The sequence below is a fragment of the Variovorax sp. OK605 genome (assembly GCF_900115445.1).
GTDB lineage: Bacteria > Pseudomonadota > Gammaproteobacteria > Burkholderiales > Burkholderiaceae_C > Variovorax.
This window is the reverse complement of sequence record NZ_FOWL01000003.1, coordinates 372,777-395,198: the sequence shown is the minus strand read 5'-3', so window position 1 is coordinate 395,198 and position 22,422 is coordinate 372,777. Positions and strand designations below refer to the sequence as shown.

At 68.0% G+C, this 22,422-nt stretch carries 17 protein-coding genes; 1 reads left to right on the top strand and 16 read right to left on the bottom strand.

The features are described 5' to 3' along the window. Nucleotide 1: 1 nt before the first annotated feature. The 8 genes from BM013_RS10030 to BM013_RS09995 form a co-directional block, all read right to left on the bottom strand. Nucleotides 2-550 carry a histone H1-like DNA-binding protein gene (locus BM013_RS10030; RefSeq protein WP_093126034.1) on the bottom strand — a complete coding sequence of 183 codons (549 nt, stop codon included), beginning with the start codon at nucleotides 548-550 and terminating at the stop codon, nucleotides 2-4. Between the two features lie 196 nt (nucleotides 551-746). Further along, the gene (locus tag BM013_RS10025) at nucleotides 747-1,982 is read right to left on the bottom strand and encodes a ribonucleotide-diphosphate reductase subunit beta (protein WP_093126032.1); all 1,236 of its coding nucleotides are present in this window, start codon (nucleotides 1,980-1,982) and stop codon (nucleotides 747-749) included. A gap of 224 nt (nucleotides 1,983-2,206) precedes the next feature. Next, nucleotides 2,207-5,122, bottom strand: a complete 2,916-nt coding sequence (locus BM013_RS10020) for a ribonucleoside-diphosphate reductase subunit alpha (RefSeq protein WP_093126030.1) — start codon at nucleotides 5,120-5,122, stop codon at nucleotides 2,207-2,209. A 350-nt stretch (nucleotides 5,123-5,472) separates the two neighbouring features. Beyond that, the gene (ampD, locus tag BM013_RS10015) at nucleotides 5,473-6,126 is read right to left on the bottom strand and encodes a 1,6-anhydro-N-acetylmuramyl-L-alanine amidase AmpD (protein ID WP_093126028.1); all 654 of its coding nucleotides are present in this window, start codon (nucleotides 6,124-6,126) and stop codon (nucleotides 5,473-5,475) included. Further along, nucleotides 6,113-7,687, bottom strand: a complete 1,575-nt coding sequence (locus BM013_RS10010) for a sigma-54-dependent transcriptional regulator (protein WP_093126026.1) — start codon at nucleotides 7,685-7,687, stop codon at nucleotides 6,113-6,115. Before BM013_RS10010 ends, ampD begins: the two co-directional genes overlap by 14 nt. A 4-nt stretch (nucleotides 7,688-7,691) precedes the next feature. Beyond that, on the bottom strand, nucleotides 7,692-9,389 hold the full coding sequence (locus tag BM013_RS10005) for a two-component system sensor histidine kinase NtrB (RefSeq protein ID WP_093126023.1): 1,698 nt from the start codon (nucleotides 9,387-9,389) through the stop codon (nucleotides 7,692-7,694). Continuing rightward, on the bottom strand, nucleotides 9,386-9,646 hold the full coding sequence (locus tag BM013_RS10000) for a PP0621 family protein (RefSeq protein WP_093126021.1): 261 nt from the start codon (nucleotides 9,644-9,646) through the stop codon (nucleotides 9,386-9,388). Before BM013_RS10000 ends, BM013_RS10005 begins: the two co-directional genes overlap by 4 nt. After that, nucleotides 9,643-10,455 carry a cytochrome C assembly family protein gene (locus BM013_RS09995; RefSeq protein ID WP_093126018.1) on the bottom strand — a complete coding sequence of 271 codons (813 nt, stop codon included), beginning with the start codon at nucleotides 10,453-10,455 and terminating at the stop codon, nucleotides 9,643-9,645. The genes BM013_RS10000 and BM013_RS09995 overlap by 4 nt, the downstream gene beginning before the upstream one ends. Before the next feature lie 115 nt (nucleotides 10,456-10,570). Here BM013_RS09995 and ffh point away from each other — a divergent pair, with 115 nt between their 5' ends. Next, nucleotides 10,571-11,968, top strand: coding sequence for a signal recognition particle protein (gene ffh, locus BM013_RS09990; RefSeq protein ID WP_093126016.1), 1,398 nt, complete (start codon nucleotides 10,571-10,573; stop codon nucleotides 11,966-11,968). A gap of 94 nt (nucleotides 11,969-12,062) precedes the next feature. Here ffh and BM013_RS09985 read toward each other — a convergent pair whose 3' ends face one another. The 8 genes from BM013_RS09985 to BM013_RS09950 all read right to left on the bottom strand — a co-directional run bounded on the left by BM013_RS09985 (nucleotide 12,063) and on the right by BM013_RS09950 (nucleotide 22,364). Next, nucleotides 12,063-13,202, bottom strand: a complete 1,140-nt coding sequence (locus tag BM013_RS09985; protein WP_093126013.1) for an AAA family ATPase — start codon at nucleotides 13,200-13,202, stop codon at nucleotides 12,063-12,065. Further along, complete coding sequence (locus BM013_RS09980) at nucleotides 13,199-14,095, bottom strand: RNA ligase family protein (protein WP_093126011.1); 897 nt, start codon at nucleotides 14,093-14,095, stop codon at nucleotides 13,199-13,201. Before BM013_RS09980 ends, BM013_RS09985 begins: the two co-directional genes overlap by 4 nt. Nucleotides 14,096-14,407: 312 nt before the next feature. Continuing rightward, on the bottom strand, nucleotides 14,408-15,298 hold the full coding sequence (locus BM013_RS09975; RefSeq protein ID WP_093126008.1) for an SMP-30/gluconolactonase/LRE family protein: 891 nt from the start codon (nucleotides 15,296-15,298) through the stop codon (nucleotides 14,408-14,410). Between the two features lie 17 nt (nucleotides 15,299-15,315). Then, nucleotides 15,316-16,635, bottom strand: a complete 1,320-nt coding sequence (locus tag BM013_RS09970; protein ID WP_093126006.1) for an MFS transporter — start codon at nucleotides 16,633-16,635, stop codon at nucleotides 15,316-15,318. After that, entirely contained in the window at nucleotides 16,632-17,354 is a 723-nt protein-coding gene (locus tag BM013_RS09965; protein ID WP_093126003.1) for a TetR/AcrR family transcriptional regulator, read from the bottom strand. The genes BM013_RS09970 and BM013_RS09965 overlap by 4 nt, the downstream gene beginning before the upstream one ends. Before the next feature lie 64 nt (nucleotides 17,355-17,418). After that, on the bottom strand, nucleotides 17,419-19,911 hold the full coding sequence (locus BM013_RS09960) for a membrane-bound PQQ-dependent dehydrogenase, glucose/quinate/shikimate family (RefSeq protein WP_093126000.1): 2,493 nt from the start codon (nucleotides 19,909-19,911) through the stop codon (nucleotides 17,419-17,421). A 228-nt stretch (nucleotides 19,912-20,139) separates the two neighbouring features. After that, nucleotides 20,140-22,155: a glucans biosynthesis glucosyltransferase MdoH gene (gene mdoH, locus BM013_RS09955; RefSeq protein ID WP_093125997.1), complete on the bottom strand. Its 2,016-nt coding sequence runs from the start codon at nucleotides 22,153-22,155 to the stop codon at nucleotides 20,140-20,142. Between the two features lie 5 nt (nucleotides 22,156-22,160). Then, entirely contained in the window at nucleotides 22,161-22,364 is a 204-nt protein-coding gene (locus BM013_RS09950; RefSeq protein ID WP_093125995.1) for a hypothetical protein, read from the bottom strand. Nucleotides 22,365-22,422: the final 58 nt, after the last annotated feature.

Sequence of the window (22,422 nt, the reverse complement as noted above, 5' to 3'; positions counted from 1 at the left end):
CTCAGGGCTTGCTGGCCGTGGGAAACGGCCATGCTGCCTGGGGGTTCAGCGTCGTTTGCGCCGCGGGAGCGGGCGCTACGGCTGCAGCCTTGGCGGGCGCAGCTGCCTTGGCAGCCTTCTTTGCAGCAGGCTTCTTGGCAGCAGCGGCAGGCTTGGCAGCGGGCTTTTTCGCGGCTTTCTTGGCCGCGGCCTTTTTCGCAGGCGCCTTCTTGGCGGCAGCCTTCTTCGCAGGCGCCTTCTTGGCAGCGGCCTTCTTCGCCGGTGCCTTCTTCGCAGCGGCCTTCTTCGCCGGTGCTGCCTTCTTGGCGGCTACCTTCTTCGCAGGCGCCTTCTTGGCAGCGGCCTTCTTGGCCGGTGCTGCCTTCTTGGCGGCTACCTTCTTCGCCGGTGCTGCCTTCTTGGCGGCTACCTTCTTGGCAGCGACCTTCTTGGCCGGAGCCTTCTTGGCAGCGACCTTCTTGGCCGGAGCCTTCTTAGCAGCCACGACCTTCTTTGCCGGAGCCTTCTTTGCAGCGGCCTTCTTGGCCGGCGCTTTCTTTGCAGTTGCCATTTCTATTTCTCCTTGATCAAGTTGAAAAAATCAACCTATTGAAGCACTCCACGCACGTTGGGTAGCGTGAAGTGATTCATGGCGTTGGAATCTGAGCCCCAGCACCATGAACACCTGAGCCCTCGTCCATGCCGCGCTCTTCGGCGCGATCGGTGGCAAGGGCAATTCTTGAAATCATTATTTCTTGTTGAGAGAGTCAATCCCAGGAGAGCGCGCCACCCGATTGGTACTCGATCACGCGGGTCTCGAAAAAGTTGCGCTCTTTCTTCAGGTCAATCATTTCGCTCATCCAGGGGAACGGGTTTTCCTCGTTCGGGAAGAGCGTTTCGAGGCCGATCTGCTGTGCACGCCGATTGGCGATGTAGCGCAGGTAGCCCTTGAACATGGAGGCGTTCATGCCGAGAACGCCACGCGGCATCGTGTCTTCGGCGTACTTGTATTCGAGCTCGACGGCCTTCATGAAGAGGGCCTTGATCTCTGCCTTGAACTCGGAGGTCCAGAGGCCGGGGTTCTCGAGCTTGAGCTGGTTGATCAGGTCGATGCCGAAATTGCAGTGCATCGACTCGTCGCGCAGGATGTACTGGTACTGCTCGGCGGCGCCGGTCATCTTGTTCTGGCGGCCCAGCGCAAGGATCTGCGTGAAGCCGACGTAGAAGAACAGGCCTTCCATCAAGCAGGCGAACACGATGAGCGACTTGAGCAGCGTCTGGTCGGTCTCGTGGGTGCCGGTCTTGAAGTGGGGGTCGCTGATGGCGTCGATGAACGGGAGCAGGAACTGGTCCTTCTCGCGGATCGACTGCACTTCGTTGTACGCGTTGAAGATCTCGCTCTCGTCCAGGCCGAGCGACTCGACGATGTACTGGTACGCGTGCGTGTGGATCGCTTCCTCGAAGGCCTGGCGCAGCAGGAACTGGCGGCACTCGGGCGCCGTGATGTGGCGGTAGGTGCCCAGCACGATGTTGTTGGCGGCCAGCGAGTCGGCGGTCACGAAGAAACCGAGGTTGCGCTTGACGATGCGGCGCTCGTCTTCGGTCAGGCCGTTCGGGTCTTTCCACAACGCGATGTCGCGCGTCATGTTCACTTCCTGCGGCATCCAGTGGTTGGCGCAGGTGGCGAGGTACTTTTCCCACGCCCACTTGTACTTGAACGGCACCAGCTGGTTGACGTCGGTCTGGCCGTTGATGATGCGCTTGTCGGAGGCCTTGACGCGTTGGGCGGCAGCGGGCGTTGCTGCGGCAGCAACCGATCGCAGTGGAGCAGCGCCGTCATCGAGCGCGCTGATCGTGCGAAGAGCGGGTTGTGCAATCGACGAAGTCGGGGCATCCACCGAACGACCTGCGGGCGAGCCGACGGTCGATGCGTTGTGGTGCTGCAATCCTTGTTGCATATCCTTTGGTAAGGAGGGCTTGACTTCTTCGTCCCAGGTCAACATAGAAAAATCCAATGCTCAAATTATCGGAGTAACGATGTGAGTTGCAAAGTGCTCGTTCACATCGCACGCCATTTATGTGGTTGTTATGTTGCTCGCATGCATCGCGCGATGTCAGTCAATGCCTTCATTGATTGAACGTCGCACGACTTTCGCATGCACCTCGCTGATTCGCCGAAGCGCCGCGCGCATTTTTCGGATGCACTGCGCGACGCTTCACTTGCACATCACTGGCAGGCTTCGCAGGTCGGATCGTCCACGCCGCAGAACGCGATGTCGGTGGCGGGGATCGCATTCATCTGCGCTTGCGCAGCAGCCGCTGCGGCGTCGAGCGCGCTCATGCCCGACGGTGCGTCGTTGCCCGAGGACACCGCGTTGAGACGGCCCGATTGCACCGTCGACTTCTCGGCGTGCGTCGCGCTCTGCGTGCGCAGGTAGTAGGTGGTCTTCAGGCCGCGCAGCCATGCGAGCTTGTACGTGTCGTCGAGCTTCTTGCCCGATGCGCCGGCCATGTAGATGTTCAGCGACTGCGCCTGGTCGATCCACTTCTGGCGACGCGCGGCGGCTTCCACCAGCCACGTGGTTTCCACTTCGAACGCGGTGGCGTAGAGCGCCTTCACGTCTTGCGGCACGCGGTCGATCGGACGCAGCGAACCGTCGAAGTGCTTCAGGTCCATGACCATCACGTCGTCCCACAGGCCCAGGCGCTTCAGGTCGCGCACCAGGTAGTGGTTGATCACGGTGAATTCACCCGACAGGTTCGACTTGACCGACAGGTTGCCGAAGCAGGGTTCGATCGAGGCGTCCACGCCGATGATGTTCGAGATGGTCGCGGTCGGAGCGATCGCCACGCAGTTCGAATTGCGCATGCCGTCGGCCTTGATCTTGGCGCGCAGCGCGTCCCAGTCGAGGGTGGCCGAGCGGTCGACTTCGACGTAGCCGCCGCGTGCCTTTTCCAGCAGGTCGAGCGAGTCGATCGGCAGGATGCCCTTGTCCCACAGCGAGCCCTTGTAGCTCGAGTACTTGCCGCGTTCCTTGGCCAGCTCGGTCGACGCCCAGTACGCGTGGTAGCAGATGGCTTCCATCGACTCGTCGGCGAACTGCACGGCGTCTTGCGAGGCGTACGGAATGCGCAGTTCGTACAGCGCGTCCTGGAAGCCCATCAGGCCCAGGCCGACCGGACGGTGGCGCAGGTTGGAGTCGCGCGCCTTCTTCACGGCGTAGTAGTTGATGTCGATCACGTTGTCGAGCATGCGCATCGCGGTCGAGATCGTCTTCTTCAGCTTGACCTGGTCGACCTTGCCGTCCTTCAAGTGCTGCAGCAGGTTCACCGAACCCAGGTTGCACACGGCGGTTTCGGTGTCGCTGGTGTTCAGCGTGATCTCGGTGCACAGGTTCGACGAGTGAACCACGCCGGCGTGCTGCTGCGGCGAGCGCACGTTGCAGGCGTCCTTGAACGTGATCCAGGGGTGGCCGGTCTCGAACAGCATCGTGAGCATCTTGCGCCACATGTCGGTGGCCTGCAGGGTGCGCGCGGGCTTGATCTCGCCGCGGGCGGCCTTTTCTTCGTAGGCGACGTAGGCGCGCTCGAAGTCGGCGCCGAACAGGTCGTGCAGGTCAGGCACGTTGGAGGGCGAGAACAGCGTCCAGGTGCCCTTTTCCATCACGCGGCGCATGAACAGGTCGGGGATCCAGTTGGCGGTGTTCATGTCGTGCGTGCGGCGGCGGTCGTCGCCGGTGTTCTTGCGCAGCTCCAGGAACTCCTCGATGTCGAGGTGCCAGGTTTCCAGGTACGTGCAGACCGCGCCCTTGCGCTTGCCGCCCTGGTTCACGGCCACGGCCGTGTCGTTCACCACCTTCAGGAACGGCACCACGCCCTGCGATTCGCCGTTCGTGCCCTTGATGTGGCTGCCGAGCGCGCGCACGCGGGTCCAGTCGTTGCCCAGGCCGCCCGCGAACTTCGAGAGCAGCGCGTTTTCCTTGATCGACTCGTAGATGCCGTCCAGGTCGTCGGGCACGGTGGTCAGGTAGCAGCTGGACAGCTGCGAGCGCAGCGTGCCGGCGTTGAACAGGGTGGGCGTGCTCGACATGAAGTCGAACGACGACAGCACTTCATAGAACTCGATGGCGCGCGCTTCGCGGTCGATCTCGTTGAGCGACAGGCCCATGGCCACGCGCATGAAGAAGGCCTGCGGCAGCTCGATGCGGGTCTTGCGCACGTGCAGGAAGTAGCGGTCGTACAGCGTCTGCAGGCCGAGGTAGTCGAACTGGTTGTCGCGCTCGGCCTTCAGGGCGGCGCCCAGGCGGGGCAGGTCGTACTGCAGCAGCTTCTCGTCGAGCAGGTCGTTCTCCACGCCCTTCTTGATGAACTGCGGGAAGTAGTCGGCGTAGGCGGTGGCGCGGTCGACCGGCATCACTTCGCGGCCGATGATCTCCTTGAAGATCGTGTGCAGCAGCAGGCGCGCGGTGGCGAAGGTGTAGTCGGGGTCCTTCTCGATCAGCGTGCGGGCCGCGAGGATGGAGGCCTTGTAGACCTCGTCGAGCGGCACGCCGTCGTACAGGTTGCGCATCGTCTCGGCGACGATCGGCGCGGAGGTGATGCTGTCGCCCAGGCCTTCGCAGGCGGATTCGATCAGGCCCTTGAGCTCGTTCAGGTCGAGCGCCACGCGCTCGCCGTTGTCCAGCACGTGCAGCGCGGGCGTGGCCGGCGTTTCATGCTCGACCTGCTTGGAACGCTCCTGCGTGCGGCGCTCGCGGTACAGCACGTAGGCGCGCGCGATTTCGTGGTGGCCGCCGCGCATCAGGCCGAGCTCGACCTGGTCCTGCACGTCTTCGATGTGGAAGGTGCCGCCGCCCGGACGCGAACGCACCATGGCACGGATCACGCCTTGCGTGAGCGTGTCGACCGTTTCGCGCACGCTGGCCGAAGCCGCGCCCTGGGTGCCGTGCACGGCCAGGAAGGCTTTCATCATCGCGATGGCGATCTTGTTCGGCTCGAACGGCACCACGGCGCCGTTGCGGCGAATGATCTGGTAGTGCGCAAGGTTCTGGCCGGCGGGCGAGCCGGCCGTGTCTCGCTGCTGCTGCACAGGCATCGCGGGCACGGCGCGCGGGGTCGATTGGGGGTTCAGGGCTGTTTGCATTCGCATCCTCTCGGTTGGCAATTCTTGTTGGGTGGCGGCGCCTTGGCTGAGCGTCGCGCCGGTGCTGACGACCGGACGGAGGACACTATATCTAGGGTCTGGATGCCCTACAAGCCACTACAGGTAGTGTTTTCCTTCGGATACACACACCGTCGAAATTGCATTCGACGAGGCCCATCGCCAGAGATGCCGCGTGAATACTGGCCTATGTTCGCGCAACCCGCATGGCGCTTGGCTTGCAGGCCGATTTGGGCTTGCAGCCCGCATGGTTGCTGGGTGCGGCGTTTGCAATTCGCGCACGGATGCACGTGCCGCGCAGCGCATCGCGGCCCGTCACGCGATTGAAAAAATTAGCGGCCCGCCACCGGCGCCGGAAACATCTGTGGATTCCAGCCGAGTTGTTCGCGCAGCAGCCGCCAGTCGAAGCCGGCGCCCGGGTCCCGCTTGCGGCCCGGCGCGATGTGCTCGTGGCCCGCGATGTGCGCGATCGGGTAGTGCTGCGCGAGCGCGGCGCACAGGCTCGCGAGCGTTTCGTATTGCGCCTCCTCGAACCGCTGTCCTTCGAGGCCTTCGAGCTCGATGCCGATGGAGTCGTCGTTGCAGTTGGCGCGGCCGCGCCACGACGACACGCCGGCGTGCCAGGCGCGGTCGTCGCAGCTCACGAACTGCCAGAGCTCGCCGTTGCGCCGCACGTAGAAATGCGAGGACACCTCCAGGCCGCGGATCGACTGGAAGTAAGGGTGCGCGTCCCAGTCGAGCCGGTTGGTGAAGAGCTGCTGCACCGCGTCGCCGCCGTATTCGCCGGGCGGCAGGCTGATCGAGTGCAGCACGATGAGGTCTGTCGGCGCTGCGGTTGTGCCCGGTGCGGCCGACGGGCGCGGGCCGAAGTTGGGCGAGCGCAGCGCCTTCGCGAAACGGTACCAGCCGGCTTGCCAGAGGCCGTCGTGCGGGCCTGCATTCAGGCGGCTGTCGTTGCCGCCGGCAGTGTCTTCAGTCGTCGGCATGGCTGCTCGCGCCATCGTCGCCGTTGGGCGTGGTGATGCCCAGCCGCGCGATGCGGTAGCGGATCTGCCGCAGGCTCATGCCCAGGCGCGCGGCGGCGGCGGTGCGGTTGAAGCCGCTCTCGTGCAGCGCGCGCACGAGGATCTCGCGTTCCTGCTGATCGAGGTAGGCCTGCAGGTCGGACGGCAGCGGCGGCGGCGCGGCCTTGGAGGCGGCGGGCGCGGCAGGCATGGGCGCGACCGGCGCGGCGAATGCGGCGGGCGCCGGGAACGCCGGCATCAGCGGTGCCGGCGCGGACGCCGCGGCTTCGGCGGCGGCGGTGAAGCCGCCCATCAGGTCGAGGTGAAGCTCGTCGCCGTCGTTCAGCGCGACGGCGCGGTGCAGCAGGTTCTCGAGCTCGCGCACATTGCCGTCCAGCGGATGCATCGCGAGGCGGCGCAGCAGGTCGGCCGACAGGTGCGGCACCGGCAGCCCGCCGTCCTGCGCGATGCGCGCGAGCAGCGCGGCGCACAGCGCGGGCAGGTCTTCGCGGCGCTCGCGCAGCGCGGGCACCGCGATCTCGATCACGTTGAGGCGGTAGAAAAGGTCTTGCCGGAAGCGGCCGGCCTGCACTTCGGCGTGCAGGTCCTTGTGGGTGGCGCTGACGATGCGCACGTCGACCGCTTCTTCCTGCGTGGAGCCGATCGAGCGCACGCTGCGCTCCTGGATCGCGCGCAGCAGCTTCGACTGCATGGCCAGCGGCAGGTCGCCGATTTCGTCGAGGAACAGCGTGCCGGCGCTCGCGGCCTGGAAGTAGCCGTCGCGGTCCTGCGAGGAGCCGGTGTACGAGCCCTTCTTCGCGCCGAAGAATTCGGCCTCGAGCAGGTTCTCGGGAATCGCGCCGCAGTTCACCGCCACGAACGGGCCGTCGCTGCGCTGGCTGCAGGCGTGCACCGCGCGCGCCACCAGTTCCTTGCCGGTGCCCGACTCGCCGCGCACCAGCACCGGCGCCATGCCGCGCGCCACCTTCGCGATGCGCGACTTCACGAGGCGCATGGGTTCGGATTCGCCCACCAGCCGGTCGAGCGCGGCGATGCCGGTGCCCGAGGTGACGGGGAGCATGTCACCAGGATTGCCGCTCGCGGGCACCGCCTGCACGGCGCGCACCGGCACCTGCGGCACCTGCAGTGCCTGGCGCGCCTGCACGGCGGACGCGACCACCGCGCGGAACTGCTTCAGGTCGACCGGCTTGGTCAGATAGTCGAAGGCACCCGCCTTCAACGCCTCGACCGCGTTCTCGGCCGAGCCGTAGGCCGTCATCACCACGCAGCGCTCGCTGCGCTGGTCTTTCTGGATGCGGTGGATGATCTCCATGCCCTGTCCGTCGGGCAGCCGCATGTCGGTGATCACCGCGTCGAAGCGGCCGGCCTCCAGGTGCTGCCACGCTTCCGACACGCTGCCCGCGGCCTCGACGCGATAGCCTTCGCGCAGCAGCGTCAGCTCGTACAGCGTGCGCAGGTCGGGTTCGTCGTCGATGACCAGGATCTGCGCCGGCCGCTGCGTGGAAGGGGTGGGAATGCTCACGGCGCTATTGTGTCAGCCGGTTTTCGCTCACGGCGAAGCTGACGAAGAATTCATTGCCCTCGGGCCCGCCCGGCACCAGCGCGCGGCGCTCGTAGCCGATGGTGGCGCCGTGCCGGCGGCACAGCTCGCGGCACAGGAACAGGCCGAGCCCGCTGGAGCGGCTCTCGGAAGAAAAGAAGGGTTCGAACAGGTGGCGCTGCACCGCCGGCTCCAGCGGCGCGCCGTCGCTCCACACCATCAGGCTGGGGCGCACGGAGCTGCCGCGCTGCAGCGTCGTCAGCACCTGGATCGAGCCGTCCTGCTTGCCCGCGTAGCGCGCGGCGTTGTCCAGCAGGTTGACCATCAGGCGGCGCAGGTGTTCGGCGTCGAAGCGCACGTCGCTGCCGGCCGCGTCGAGCGAGACCAGCACGCCCTTGCGCTGCGTCTGGCGCACCCACTCCTCGGCCAGCACCTGCACTGCGGGGTCGAGCACCACCTGCTCGCCCAGTGACAGCACCCGCTGCTGGCGCGCGCGCGAGACGTCGAGCACGTCGTCCACGATGCGCGCGAGCCGCTGCGCGTTGTGCTGCACCATGCTCGTGAGCTTGCGGTGCGCGGGGTCGGTCAGGTCTTCGGCGAGCAGCGCGCTGGCCTGCGTGATGGCGGCCAGCGGGTTGCGGATTTCATGCGCCACCGCCGCCGACATGCGGCCCATGGCGGCCAGCTTCTCGGTGCGGATGCGCGCCTCGAGTTCGCGCAGGTCCTGCAGGAACATCACGCACAGGCTGTCGACGTGCCGGTCGCTGGTGGGCGTGAGCCGCGTGCGCACGCGCACCTCGCGCGCCGCGCCGCGCGCCTGCGCCACCGGGATCTCCTCGGTCTGCGGCGCCCGGCGCGCGAAGGTCTGGCGCGCCAGCGCGGCCAGCGCATGCCAGGCGGGCTGCGTGTGCAGCGGGAACGGCAGCATGAGTTTCGCCAGGCCCTGGCCCAGGATGGCGTCGGCCGCCGGGTTGGCCGCGTGCACCAGGCCTTCGGCGTCGATCACCAGCACGCCTTCGCTGAGCGTCTCGATCACCAGGTCGTTGACCTCCGCCTGCATCTGCGCGCTGCTGCGGTTGCGCTGCGCCACGGCCTCCTCGCGCGTCAGCCGGCGGGCCAGTTCGTGCGCCAGCAGCGCCACCACGAACAGGCCGGTGCCGGTGAGCGCGGCCTGCACGAAGCGCGTGGACGAGTCGATCGGCTGCTGCAGCCAGTGCCAGCCCGCGTCGGCCAGCAGCAGCAGCGTGACGCTGGCCGTGGTGCCCAGGCTCACGGTCATGGTGCCGAGCACCGCGCTCATCAGCACCGGCAGCGCGAACAGCGGCGTGTAGTTGACGTTGCCGCCCTGCAGCACCTGCAGCGCGGTGAAGGCGGCCAGGTCGATGCCGATGGTCAGCAGCCACAGCGCGGTGAAGCTGCGGATCGGCGGCTGGAAACGCGTGTAGCGCATGCCCAGCCAGCTGGCGACCAGGTAGAGGCAGGAAATCGCGACGGCCAAGGGCTGCACCGTCTGGCCCATGGCATAGGCCACGCCCTGCAGCAGCATCAGCACCAGCGCGACGAAGCAGCGCGCGCCCATGAAGCCGCGCCACAGCCGGATCAGCGCGGAGCTTTCGCCGGAGCCGGGGTCGAGCACGTCCCAGTCGGTGACGGGATCGCCGCGCGACCAGAGGGAGGAGCTCATTTCGCCGTGGCGGCTTCGCGGTGCGCGGTGCTGCAGTAGACCGCGCCGCCCGGCCCCGCGATGGCGTCGGTCGCGGGCAGGTGCAGCCCGCACTGGGCGCAGCGCACCATGGCCTGCGGCGCGCCGACCTGCGTGGGCGCGCGTTGCTGGGCCTTGGCCGCGCGCTCGCGCATTGCTTCACGCATTTCTTCGCGCCGGTTCTTGCGCCAGAGCCAGATCGCGACCCAGAGGACCGCGAGAACGAGGAGGTATTTCATACAGGAGGACGCGCGAGCACCACTTCGAGCACGAAGCGAGAGCCCACGTAGGCCAGCAGCAGCAGGGCCGAGCCGGCGTACAGCACACGGCGCGCCGTGCGCCCGCGCCAGCCGAAGCGGGCCCGCCCGACCAGCAGGATGGCGAAGGTGATCCAGGCGAGCACCGAGAAGATTGTCTTGTGGTCCCACTTCCAGGCGCGGCCGGCCGCGCCGTAGAGCTGTTCGCTGAACAGCAGGCCGGCCAGCAGCGTGGCCGACAGCAGCACGAAGCCGGCGGTGACGAAGCGGAAAGTGAGCCGTTCGAGCGTGAGCAGCGGCACGCCGCCCTGCGGCTCGGCGGTGGCCAGGCGGATCTGCTTCTCGGCCCGGGTGATCAGCCAGGCGTGCACCACGGCCGCGGCAAAGAGCCCGTACGAGGCGATGCCCAGCGCCAGGTGCAGCGGCAGCCAGGGCGACGCCGTGACGTGCAGCGGCGTGCCGGGGAACAGGATGGCCAGCAGCACGGCCGCCGCGCCCAGCCAGGCGAGCGCGCGGCGCACCTTCAGCTGCGGGTACATGCGGCTTTCGACGGCGTAGACGGTGAGCACCAGCCACGCGGTGACCGACAGGGCAGGGGCGAAGCCGAAGCGCGGGTCGCTGCCGATCAGGCCGTGGGCGAGCACCGCGGCGTGCAAAAGCCATGCGATGCCGAGGGCCCATCGGGTCGATTGGCGGCTCAATCTGGCGCCGGCGGCGGCGACAAAACCGTAGGCAACCGCGGTGGCGATGCCCAGCGCCACGCCGAGCGGGGAGGGGATCGCTAAAATCATCGGCCGGAGTGTACCGGCTCGCCCTTGCGTTCCCCGCGCCCGACTTCAAGTTCTCTCCTCGTCTCCAAGACTTCTCCATCCGGCCCGCTGCAGCGGGCAGCAAGGCATCCCGCTCATGGCCACCGCCCTCACAGAAAAGTTCTCCCGCCTCGTCAAGACGATGAGCGGCCAGGCCCGCATCACCGAAAGCAACGTGCAGGACATGCTGCGCGAAGTGCGCATGGCGCTGCTGGAAGCCGACGTGGCGCTGCCCGTGGTGCGCGACTTCGTCGCCCGCGTGAAAGACAAGGCGCTCGGCCAGGAAGTGCTGGGCTCGCTCAAGCCGGGCCAGGCGCTGGTCGGCATCGTCAGCCGCGAACTCGCCGCCACCATGGGCGAGGGCGTGTCCGACATCAACCTCGCCGCGCAACCGCCCGCCGTGATCCTCATGGCCGGCCTGCAGGGCGCGGGCAAGACCACCACCACGGCCAAGCTGGCCAAGCACCTGATCGAGAAGCGCAAGAAGAAGGTGCTCACCGTGTCGGGCGACGTGTACCGCCCGGCCGCCATCGAGCAGCTCAAGACCGTCACCCGGCAGGCCGGCGCCGAATGGTTCCCGAGCACGCCCGACCAGAAGCCGCTGGACATCGCGCGCGCCGCGCTCGACCACGCCAAGCGCCACTACTTCGACGTGCTGCTGGTCGACACGGCCGGCCGCCTGGCCATCGACGAAGTGCTGATGACCGAAATCAAGCAGCTGCACGGCGAGCTCGATCCGGTCGAAACGCTGTTCGTGGTCGATGCCATGCAGGGCCAGGACGCGATCAACACCGCCAAGGCCTTCAAGGAGGCGCTGCCGCTCACCGGCATCATCCTGACCAAGACCGACGGCGACTCGCGCGGCGGTGCGGCGCTGTCGGTGCGCCAGGTCACGGGCGTGCCGATCAAGTTCGCCGGCACCAGCGAGAAGATCGACGGCCTGGAAGTGTTCGACGCCGAGCGCCATGCGGGCCGCATCCTGGGCATGGGCGACATCGTCGCGCTGGTCGAGCAGGTCACGGCCGGCGTCGACGTGGCGGCGGCGCAGAAGCTCGCGGCCAAGGTCAAGAGCGGCGCGGGCTTCGACCTGAACGACTTCCTGGGCCAGCTGCAGCAGATGAAGCAGATGGGCGGCCTGTCGAGCCTGATGGACAAGCTGCCCACGCAGATGGCCGCCAAGGCGACCGAGGCCGACATGACGCGCGCCGAGCGCGACATCCGCCGCAAGGAGGGGATCATCCAGAGCATGACCCCGCTGGAGCGCCGCAAGCCCGAGCTGCTGAAGGCCACGCGCAAGCGCCGCATCGCGGCCGGCGCGGGCGTGCAGGTTCAGGAAGTGAACCGCCTGCTCAACGAGTTCGAGCAGATGCAGGGCATGATGAAGAAGATGAAGGGCGGCGGCCTCATGAAGATGATGAAGAAGATGGGCGGCATGAAGGGCATGGGCGGCATGGGCGGCATGGGCGGCCCCGGCGGCCCGAAGCTCCCGTTCTAGGCGAACGCTTCATCCCCTCATATATATAGGAAGGCCCGCCGGTTCGCACCGGCGGGCCTTCTGTCTCGGGCCCTGCGCGCTCAGGTCTGCGGGCTTAGCTCTGCACCTCGTAGACCGTCTCGTGCGCCTCCACCGGCGCGGGCAGTTCCCAGCGATGCAGCATGCGCTCGATGCCCGCGTTCGACAGCGTCGTGTCGCGCTCGCGGTTGCGGCGCATCAGCTCCGCATGCGGCACCTCGAGGTACACCAGCTCGATCTGCGCGTGGTAGTTCCACAGCAGGTCGAGCGTCTTGGTGCGCATCTGCTCGCTGAGGTGCGTCGCGTTCCACACGAAGCGCTCCTGCTTGCGCAGCAGCGCCTTGGCCTGGTCGACCGCGTGGTGCGCGGCCATGCCGTCGTTCTCGCCGTGCCTCAACCCGAGCTCGGCGCGCGCATCGTCGAAAGACACCACCGGCCAGCCCTTGCGCTGCTGCGCCACCCAGTGGTTCTTGCCGCTGGCCGGCAGGCCGCACATCACCGTCACGCGCGAGCCCGCGTTCTGGAACAGCGGGTAGTCGGGGCTGGTGTCGGCACCGCGAAAGTAGGCCAGGCGCGTGTGCGCGTCGGCCATCGGGCGCGGGCCGTTCCAGCAGCCTTCTTCCTGCGCGAGTTCCTCGAACAGCGCGATGTCGGCCATGCTGTCGGCGCGCTTCTCGTAGTGGCGCCCGCGCATGTCGCAGCGCGCCACGCAGCACAGGTCGGGCAGGCTCAGCTCCCAGGAGAGCCTGTGCACCAGCCACTCGGGCCGCACGCCCTTGCGCGAGGCGAAGGCATGGAACGGCAGCTGGTGCACCGCGATGATCCGGCACACGGCTTCGCGCAGCGCGAACGGCACGCGTGCCTTCCACATCAGCACGCGCACGTCGACCGCGCCGCGGCGCGAGTGGCCGGGCTGGCCGATGCGGCCGCTGGCGGCGTCGATCACCGTGGTGTCGGGCTTGGCGATGTCGTGCAGCAGGCAGGCCATGAACAGCACGAAGCGGCCGTCGGCACCGGCGCGCTGGTAGTGCGCGTCCTGCAGCAGCGCGTCGAGCACCATGCGCGTGTGGATGCCGACGTTGCCTTCGGCGTGGTAGTACGGGTCTTGCGGCGTTTCTTCGAGGCGCAGCAGCTCCGGCAGCAGGTCGCAGCATTGCGCCCAGTCGGTGCCCTGGCCGGGCGCGGGCACCAGCGCGCGCAGGTCGTCATGCGTCATTTCCTTCTCCCTGTCGTTGTCAGCCCGGCCGGGTCGCGCAAGGTGCGCAGGCCCAGGTCTTGCCATGTCACCGGCGGCGTCGGCGCGTAGAGGTCCGCGCCCGGCGCCAGCTGGTTGGGCAGCACCGGCCGGCGGCTGTGGTGCGAGCCCGAGTCGAGGATGGTCTGCACGAAGTCCGGACGCACCCACTTGTAGCGGCCCGTCACCTCGCCGTTCAGCTCGGTCTTGAGGTACAGGCCCTCGGCCAGGTCCGACAGGTCGGTCTGCTGGCGCACCAGCTCGAGCGGCTGGCCTTCGTGCGCCACCGCCTGTTCGAAGGCGCGCTGCCAGCCGACGCTGCGCGCAAGAGAAGGCCGCACGAGCGCGCGCAAGGCCTTCGCATGGCGCGGCATCTCGCCGTCGTACAGCACCGGCACCGGCAGCACCGGGCCGCCTTCGAGCAGCGCATGGCGCGCCGGTGTCGATAGGAAGCGTTGCGCCTGCCGGTCGTAGACGTCGAACTCCAGGAAGAACGCCGGCAACCGGTCGTACCAGCAGCTGTGCTTGGCGAAGCACCACTCGCCGTACATCACGTAGCGATCTTCGAGGCGCTCCAGCAGCGCCGCTTCATGCGCGGCGGCCCAGTGCTTGAACAAGTTGAACTGGCGCTCGCCGGCGCCGCCCGCGAGGTAGTGGCCGCGCGACTGCAGCAGCAGTTCGCCCGCCGAGGTGAACGACACGGCGGCATTGGCGCCATCGAGCTTTTCCTCGATGACCACCTGCATGCCGTGCAGCGCGGACAACGGCGCCTGGGCGTCGTCGCTGTCGCCCGCTTGCAGCCGCGAGCCTTCCAGGTGCGCCGTACGCGGGTACTTGAGCAGCGGGATCGATGAAAGGGAAGAGAGAGGAAACACGTTTGTTCTCCGGATGAAAACCAGGAAGAACCGACAACGTGCGGGAGCGAAGCTGAGAGAGATCGGGAGCGACTTGCACGGCCGTGGTGTGGGGCCGTGCCTGGTCAGCGGGTACGCAGCTTGGCGCCCGACATGACCAGCAATGAAGCGGTGTTGTCGGCGTCAGAGAGTGATGACGGCGAATCGGGGCACTTGGCGCTCCAGTGAAGGCTGAGGTTGAAAGAGGCGCGGATTCTATAGGCAGACCGCGCCGCGATGGAAGGGCACCGATGCGTGAAAGCGTCAGTCGCGCTCGGTCGTCTTCAGCCGTCCTCAGTCGTCGTTCGTGCCGAACATCGCCTCGGGCAGCCCGGGCACGTCGACCTCCACGGCCAGCAAGGCGCCGGCCAGCGTCTCGCGCGCCAGCACCTCGGGCGCGATCATCTTGGTGGCGGTGGTGATGTAGAGCGTCTTCAGTTCCGGTCCGCCCAGGCACACGCAGGTCGGGTGCGTCACCGGCAGCTCGATCACGCGGTCGACCGCGCCCGAGGGCGCGTAGCGCACCACGCGGTGGCCCGCGAACACCGCGTTCCACACGTAGCCTTCGCTGTCGACGCAGGCACCGTCGGGCCGGCCGCGCTGCTCCGTGTAGTCCACGAACACGCGCCGGTTCGACAGCGCGCCGCTCGCCGCGTCCAGGTCGAACGCGAACAGCTTGAAGCGCCGCGTGTCCGACATGTAGAGCGTGCGGCCGTCCGGCGACACGCACACCGAGTTGGTGACGATGATGTCGTCGAACAGCCACTGCGGCGTGCCGTCGGCCTCGACGCGGTAGAAGCTGCCGAGCGGCTTCTCGATGGCGGCGTCCATGGTGCCGATCCACAGCCGGCCCTGGCGGTCGCAGCGGCCGTCGTTGAGCCGCGTGCCCTTGCCGGCCGGCTCGACCTCGGCGATGCGCGCCAGCGTTCGCGTCGCGGGGTCGAAGCGGTGCAGCGTGTTGTCCAGCGCCAGCACGAAGCCGCCGCGGCGGTGCAGCGCGAGGCCGCCGAGGAAGGTGCTCTGCGCAAACTCGAACACCTGGTGCTCGCCGGTGCGCTCGTCGAAGGACTGCAGCCTGGGCCGCTCGATGTCGATCCACCAGACGCGCTCGCTGCGCGGGCACCAGATCGGCGTTTCGCCCAGTTGGTCGCGGGGGTTGACGAGGCAGCGCACGTCGTCCGTCATGGGTATGCGGTCCTGCGTCACATCGTGTCCGGCAGTTCGATGCGGCGGATGTCGCCAAGCAGGAACACGTACGACAGCGCACCCAGCAGCGCCAGCACCGCCATGAAGGCCAGCGCCCAGACGAAGGAGCCGGTGCTGCCGACGATGAAGCCGATGACCAGCGGCGTCGTGATGCCCGACAGGTTGGTCATGAAGTTGTAGATGCCGCCCGTGAGGCCCATGAGCCGGGTCGGCGCGATGTCGGCAATGACGACCCAGCCCAGCCCGACCATGCCCTGGCCGAAGAACGCGACCGACAGGATGGCGATCACCACCTCGTCGCGGTCGACGTAGTTGGCCGCCACGATGGTCGAGGCCAGCAGCAGGCCGGCCACGATCGGCAGCTTGCGCGCCAGGTTGGCCGAGCCGGTGCGCGTGAGCAGGCGGTCGGACAGCCAGCCGCCGAACATCACGCCCACGCCGGCCGCAATGAAGGGCAGCACCGCGAAGAAGCCGACCTTGACCCAGCCCATGTGGCGCTCGGTGGCCAGGTAGGTGGGGAACCAGGTCACGAAGAACACCAGCGTGGCGTTGCCCGCGAACTGGCCGATGCTGGCGCCCCAGATCTGGCGGTACGACAGCAGCAGCCGCACGTTGGCCCACGAGAAGGGCACGGTCTGCTCGCGCTTGGCGGCCAGGCCGCCGCCGGCTTCGATGTAGGCGAGCTCGGCGCGGTTGGCCCAGCGGCTGTCGCCCGGCTCGCGGTAGCAGGCCCACCACACGGCGCCGAACGCGATGCCCACCAGCCCCACGATGATGAACAGCGCCTGCCAGCCGTACATGCCCATGATGTAGAAGAGCAGCGGGCTGAAGAACGCCAGCCCCACGTACTCGCCCACCGTGTAGATGCTGGTGGCGCGCGCCCGCTCCTTCTGCGGGAACCAGGTGCTCACGATGCGGCTGTTGGCGGGGAAGCAGGGCGCCTCGGAAATGCCCAGGCCCAGTCGCATCGCGACCAGGCTGTAGAGCCCGGTCGCGAAACCCTGCAGCAGCGTGAACAGCGACCAGAAGGTCAGCGAGAGAAAGTAGGTGAGCTTGTTGCCGAAGCGGTCCAGGAACACGCCGCCCGGAATCTGCGCGGCCGCGTAGGTCCAGGCGAAGGCCGAGAACACGAAGCCCATCACGGCGGGCGACAGCCCCAGGTCCTTGGTCAGCGTGGGCGCGGCGATGCCGAGCACCGTGCGGTCCAGGTAGTTGATCATGGTGCCGGTGGCCAGCAGCGCGAGGATGCCGAAGCGCGCGCGCGTGGGCGCCTCGGTGGTGGCGCCCGCGGCGGGCGTTGCAGTGGTGGTGTTCATGTCTGGGGGTTCGCGGAAGTGTTCTTCGCCACGAAGCGCAGCACGCTCTCGATGACGTTGGCGCGCAGGCGCGCGACGTTGCCGGGCGCATCGAGCTGGATGCCGAAGAGCGCGGAGAAGGTGTCGCGGTTGGACACGTTGTAGAAGCTCATCGCGCTGATCTGCCAGTGGATGTCCACCGGCTCGATGCCGTCGCGGAACACGCCCGCCTCGACACCGCGCCGGTAGATGCGCGCCACGCGCTCGACGGCGGCCGCGCTGAGTTCGCGGATGACGCCCGATTGCTTGAGGAAGCGCGCCTCGTGGATGTTCTCGATCGTCACCAGCCGCACGAAGTCGCGGTTCTGGAAGTGGTGGTCGAAGCGGAAGCCGACCATGCGGCGCATCGCTTCCTCGGGGGGCGCGTGGTCGAAGTCGAGCCCGCTCTCCACGCTGCGCACGCGGCGGTAGACGTTCTCGAGCACTGCGAGGTACAGGCCCTCCTTGTCCCCGAAGTAGTAGTAGATGAGGCGCTTGCTGCAGTCGGTCTTGCTTGCGATCTCGTCCACGCGCGCGCCGGCCAGGCCGTGCTGCGAGAACTCGGCGGTGGCGACCTCGATGATGTTCTGGCGGTTCGCCTCGGGGTTGACGACGCGCGCGGCGCTCTTGCGCGGCGGCGGTGGTGGCGGCGTCGACGGTGTTGGGGCGTCGTCGCCGGGTGCGGGTCGGGGTGCGGGCATTTGCTATGTACCAGTTAGTACATAGCAATGTACCGGATGGTACAAAGGCCCGGAACCCGGGTAACTACCGAGGCGGCAGCGCGTACGCGATCACGTAGTCGCCGCGGTCCGCCGACTGCCGCGCGCCGCCCGCGCTCACCACCACGTACTGCCTGCCGGTCTTGGGCGACACGTAGGTCATCGGCCCCGACTGGCTGCCCACGGGCAGGCGCGCCTTCCAGATTTCCTTGCCGCTCGCCGTGTCGAACGCGCGCAGGTAGAAGTCCTGCGTGCCCGCGAAGAACAGCAGGCCCGACTGCGTGGCCAGGGACGCGCCCAGGGTGGGCATGCCGATGGGAATCGGCAGGTGCATGCGGATGCCCAGCGGGCCGGTGTCCTTCACCGTGCCCACCGGCACCTGCCACACCAGCTTGCGCGTCTTCAGGTCGATGGCCGACATCGTGCCGAAGGGCGGTGCCTGGCACGGAATGCCCAGCTGCGACAGGAAGCGCTCGCGCATCGCGCCGTAGGGCGTGCCTTCCTGCGGCACCACGCCCATCTCGATGCCGCTGGCACCGGGCTTGATGTTGGCGCGCGGGATCATGTAGTTGGCCAGGCCCAGGCGCATGTCGTTCACGAACATGTAGCTGCTGGTCGGGTCGACCGACACGCTGCCCCAGTTCATGCCGCCCAGCGAGCCCGGGAACTGCAGCGCGCGGTCCAGGCCCGGCGGCGTGTACACGCCTTCATGGCGCATGCCCTTGAAGGCGATGCGGCACAGCAGCTGGTCGAAGGGCGTGGCGCCCCACATGTCGGATTCGCTCAGCGTCTTGTTGCCGATGGAGGGCATGCCCACCGAGAAGGGCTGCGTCGGCGAATAGCGCTCGCCGGGCACGTTGCCCTGCGGCACCGGGCGCTCCTGCACTTCGGCGATCGGCTTTCCGGTCTCGCGGTTGAGCAGGAAGATCTCGCCCTGCTTGGTGACCTGCGCGAGCGCGGGCTGCGTGCCGCCGTTGCCATCGGGAATGTCGTAGAGCAGCGGCTGCGCGGGCAGGTCGAAGTCCCACAGGTCGTGGTGCGTGGTCTGGAAGGTCCAGCGCACCTTGCCGCTCTTCGCGTCGAGCGCGACCACCGACGAGCTGTACCTGTCGTCCAGCGGCGTGCGCTCGCCGGCCCAGAAGTCGGGCGTGGCGTTGCCGGTGGGCAGGTAGACCAGGCCCAGCTTCGCATCGAAGGACATGGCCGACCACACGTTGGGCGTGCCGCGCGTGTAGGTCTGGCCGGGCGGCGGCAGGCGCGTGACGGCGGGGTTGCCCGGGTCCCAGGCCCAGGCCAGCTCGCCGGTGACGGCGTTGTACGCGCGCACCACGCCGGGCGGCTCGTCGGTGGAGAAGTTGTCGGCCACGCGGCCGCCGACCACCACCAGGTCGCCCGCGACCAGCGGGGTGGAGGTCTGCTGGTAATAGCCGTCCTTCACCTCGCCCATGCCGACCTTGAGGTCGACGATGCCTTGCTTGCCGAAGCCGGCGCAGGGCTTGCCGGTGGCGGCGTCGACGGCGATCAGGCGTGCGTCGGTGGTGGGCAGCAGCAGGCGCTGGCGGCAGGCCGCGGGGGCGGCGGCTTCAGCGGTTGCAACAGGGGCCGGTACAGGTGCAGGTGCAGGTGCAGGTGTCGACGCTGCCGCAGCGGGCGCCGACGCTGAGCTTTCCACCTTCGTCTCCGTGGCCTTCGCGGCGTCCTGGTCGTGATAACCCAGGCCGCGGCAGCGCTGCCAGTTCGGCGCGGTGGCTTTCGGGTCGTACTTCCAGAGCTCGGCGCCGGTGTCGGCGTCGAGCGCGACGATCTTGCTGTAGGCCGTGCACACGTACACCGTGCTGCCGATCTGCAGCGGCGTGTTCTGGTCTTCCGCGCCCGAGCCGTTGCTCTGCGGCACATCGCCGGTGTGGGCGGTCCAGGCCACCTGCAGCCGGCCGATGTTGTCCTTGTTGATCTGGTCGAGCGCCGCGAAACGGTTGCCCGCGGTGGTGTTGCCCCAGTGGCGCCAGTCCTTCTGCGCCTCTTGCGGGTTCACGGGCACGACGGCCGGCGCGGGGCCCTGCGCGGCGATCACCGGCGTGGGCACGAAGGCGTAGCCGCCGGTCGCGAGCAGCGCGACCGCCAGCACGGCCGCCACCGCAAGGGCGCCGCGCCCGGCGGTGCCGCCCGCGCGGCGCACCAGCGCAGGGTAGGCCAGCGCGACCAGCAGGCCGAGCACCGCGAAGGCGGCCAGCCGCGAGACCAGCGGCCAGAAATGCCAGCCGGCTTCCCACACGGCCCACACGGCGGTGGCCGCGAATGTCAGCGCGAAGAGCCAGGCGCCGGTGGTGCGGCGCTTGGCGATGAGCAGGCCGGCCACCAGCAGCGCGAGCCCGGCCAGCACGAAGTACCAGCTGCCGCCGAGCGCGGCGAGGTAGGCGCCGCCGACCGCGAGGTACGCGCCCATCAGCATGGCGAGCACGCCCAGCGCCACCAGCGCCGGCGGCGTGACGAAGCGCCAGAACCGCGATTGCCGGACCACCGGCGCCTGTTTTTCCGTCATGGATCGAACCCCCTTGCTTGGCCGTTGCGCGGCTGCGAACAGCCGCCGAAACCGGGAATTTTCGCCGATCCTAGGGTTTACCCTTATCAAGATCGGATTTGACCCACGCACCCGTGCGGACGGGCTCAGTCTGCGCCATGAAAAAAGCCGGCGCAACGGCCGGCTTCTTGGGGGGAGGCTGAAGCTTGCTTCAGCGTCGTTCCGCTTCCTTCAGCGAGGCATGGCGCCTCAGGCGGTGGCCAGAGCGGCCGGGCGGGCCAGGCGCACGGCGTGCATCCAGGCGCGGCGCAGCACGGCGGGCGAACGCGATTCCTCGGGGATCAGCAGGAAGCCGCGGTCGCGCAGCGTGGTGCCCAGCGCGATCTGGCTGGTCAGCACGGTCAGCGGGATCGCCAGCAGCAGCGGCAGGCCCACGGGCATCAGCCAGATCAGCGCGCTCGGGTCGATCATGGCGACACCCACGGCCAGCATGGCGATCACCAGGGTCATGGGGGCCAGCTGCGCGGCAGCGACCTTCCACGGCACGGCGGCAGCTTCACGCGGGGGCGACTTCCAGTCGAGCTTGATGCCGGTGAGGGCGACCAGCACGAACAGCGAGTGGGCCAGCATGCGCACCGGGGCTTGCACGATGGCCAGGCCGCTTTCGAGCAGCGAGCTCTTCACCAGGCCCCACACACCGCCGTACTGGCGTTGTTCGCCGCGCATCAGCACGGCGGCGATGCCCAGCACGCGCGGCAGGAACAGCAGGCACAGGGTCCAGACCCACAGGCCGGCCAGCTCGGCGGGCAGCACGCTCCAGCTCGACACCAGGCTCGAGCCGCTCAGCCACAGGGCGGTGCCCAGCGTCAGGAAGGCCAGCCACAGGGGCGCCGAAACATAGGCCATGGTGCCGGTCACGAACATCGCGCGGTGCACGGGGTGAATGCCGGGCTCCATCATCAGGCGGGCGTTCTGCAGGTTGCCCTGGCACCAGCGGCGGTCGCGTTGCAGCTCGGCCAGCAGGTCCGGCGGTTGCTGTTCGTAGCTGCCGACCAGGTCGGACACCAGCCACACGTTGTAGCCGGCACGGCGCATCAGCGCGGCTTCCACGAAGTCGTGCGACATGATGCCGCCCGACATGCCGCCGGTGCCCTTGATGGGGGCCAGCGCGCAATGCTTCATGAAGGGTTCGACGCGGATGATGGCGTTGTGGCCCCAGTAGTGCGACTCGCCCAGTTGCCAGAACTGCATGCCCAGCGTGAACAGGCGGCCCGTCACGCGGGAAGCGAATTGCTGTGCGCGGGCGTGCAGCGTGACGTGGCCGATGGCCTGCGTCGCGGTCTGGATGATGCCGGCGGTGGGGTTGGCTTCCATCAGCTTGACCATCGAGGTCAGGCAGTCGCCGCTCATCACCGAGTCGGCGTCGAGCACGACCATGTAGCGGTAGTCCTTGCCCCAGCGGCGGCAGAAGTCGGCCACGTTGCCGGCCTTGCGGTGCGTGCGGCGGGTGCGCAGGCGGTAATACACCTCCACTTGCGGCTGGTTCGGGCTGTCGGCCAGCGCGGCGCGCAGGTCTTCCCAGGCGGCGCGCTCGGCGGCGGCGGTCTCGGGGTTGTAGCTGTCGGACAGCACGAACACGTCGAACTGCTTCGCGTGGCCGGTGGCAGCGACCGATTCGCAGGTGGCGCGCAGGCCGGCGAACACGGTGGCCACGTCCTCGTTGCAGATCGGCATGATGATCGCCGTGCGTGCCTCGGGGTTCATCGGGTGGTTGGCCACCTGCTTGACCGACAGGGCGTGCTTGTCACCGCGCACGGAGACATAGAAGCCCATCAGCGCGGTCACGAAGCCGGTGACGACCCAGCCCGACAGCAGGCCGTACAGGCCGATCTGGCCGTATTCGAGCCAGACGTTGTCGTAGTCGGGCTGCACGCCGGCGAACAGCGACGACGCGATCACGGTGCTCAGCAGGGTGAGCATCATGAAGGCGAAGCGGCGCTGACCAGCGGCACGCTGCCAGGGTTGCCTGGCTTGCGCTGCCTGGGGAGCGGCTTCGGCTTCGGCATTGCGGCCGGCACCGAGCTTCACCAGGGCGGCGGTGCCCAGGCTGTTCCAGAAACCGCGCCAGGGGCGCGGCGTCATCGAGCCGCGGTTGATCGGAGGCGCGGTCACCGCATTGGGGTGGCGTTCTTCACGCACCGCGCTGCGGTGCGAGAAGTCGCTGTCGGCCAGAACATTCAGTTGCGAGAAGTCGTTTGGCTTCATGTGATTTACCAACGTTGCTTGTCGAGGGAAGGGGTGTCGCCAATGGCAGGAAAGCGCTTGATCACGCAATCCGGCTCAGCGCCGCCTGCGCTTGCGAGCGCGGCCAGCGAATAGCCCGCGGCACGGGGCCGCGAGGGGGAAAACTGCTTTTGACGCAGGCCGTCGCGCTGCTGGCGCAGTGCGAAAGATGGGCTGGTTAGTGCTGTCATGCCAGTACAGGGGCAAACCCTGTGCCAGGCTGGAAAAACGCTTTCAGATCAACAGCTT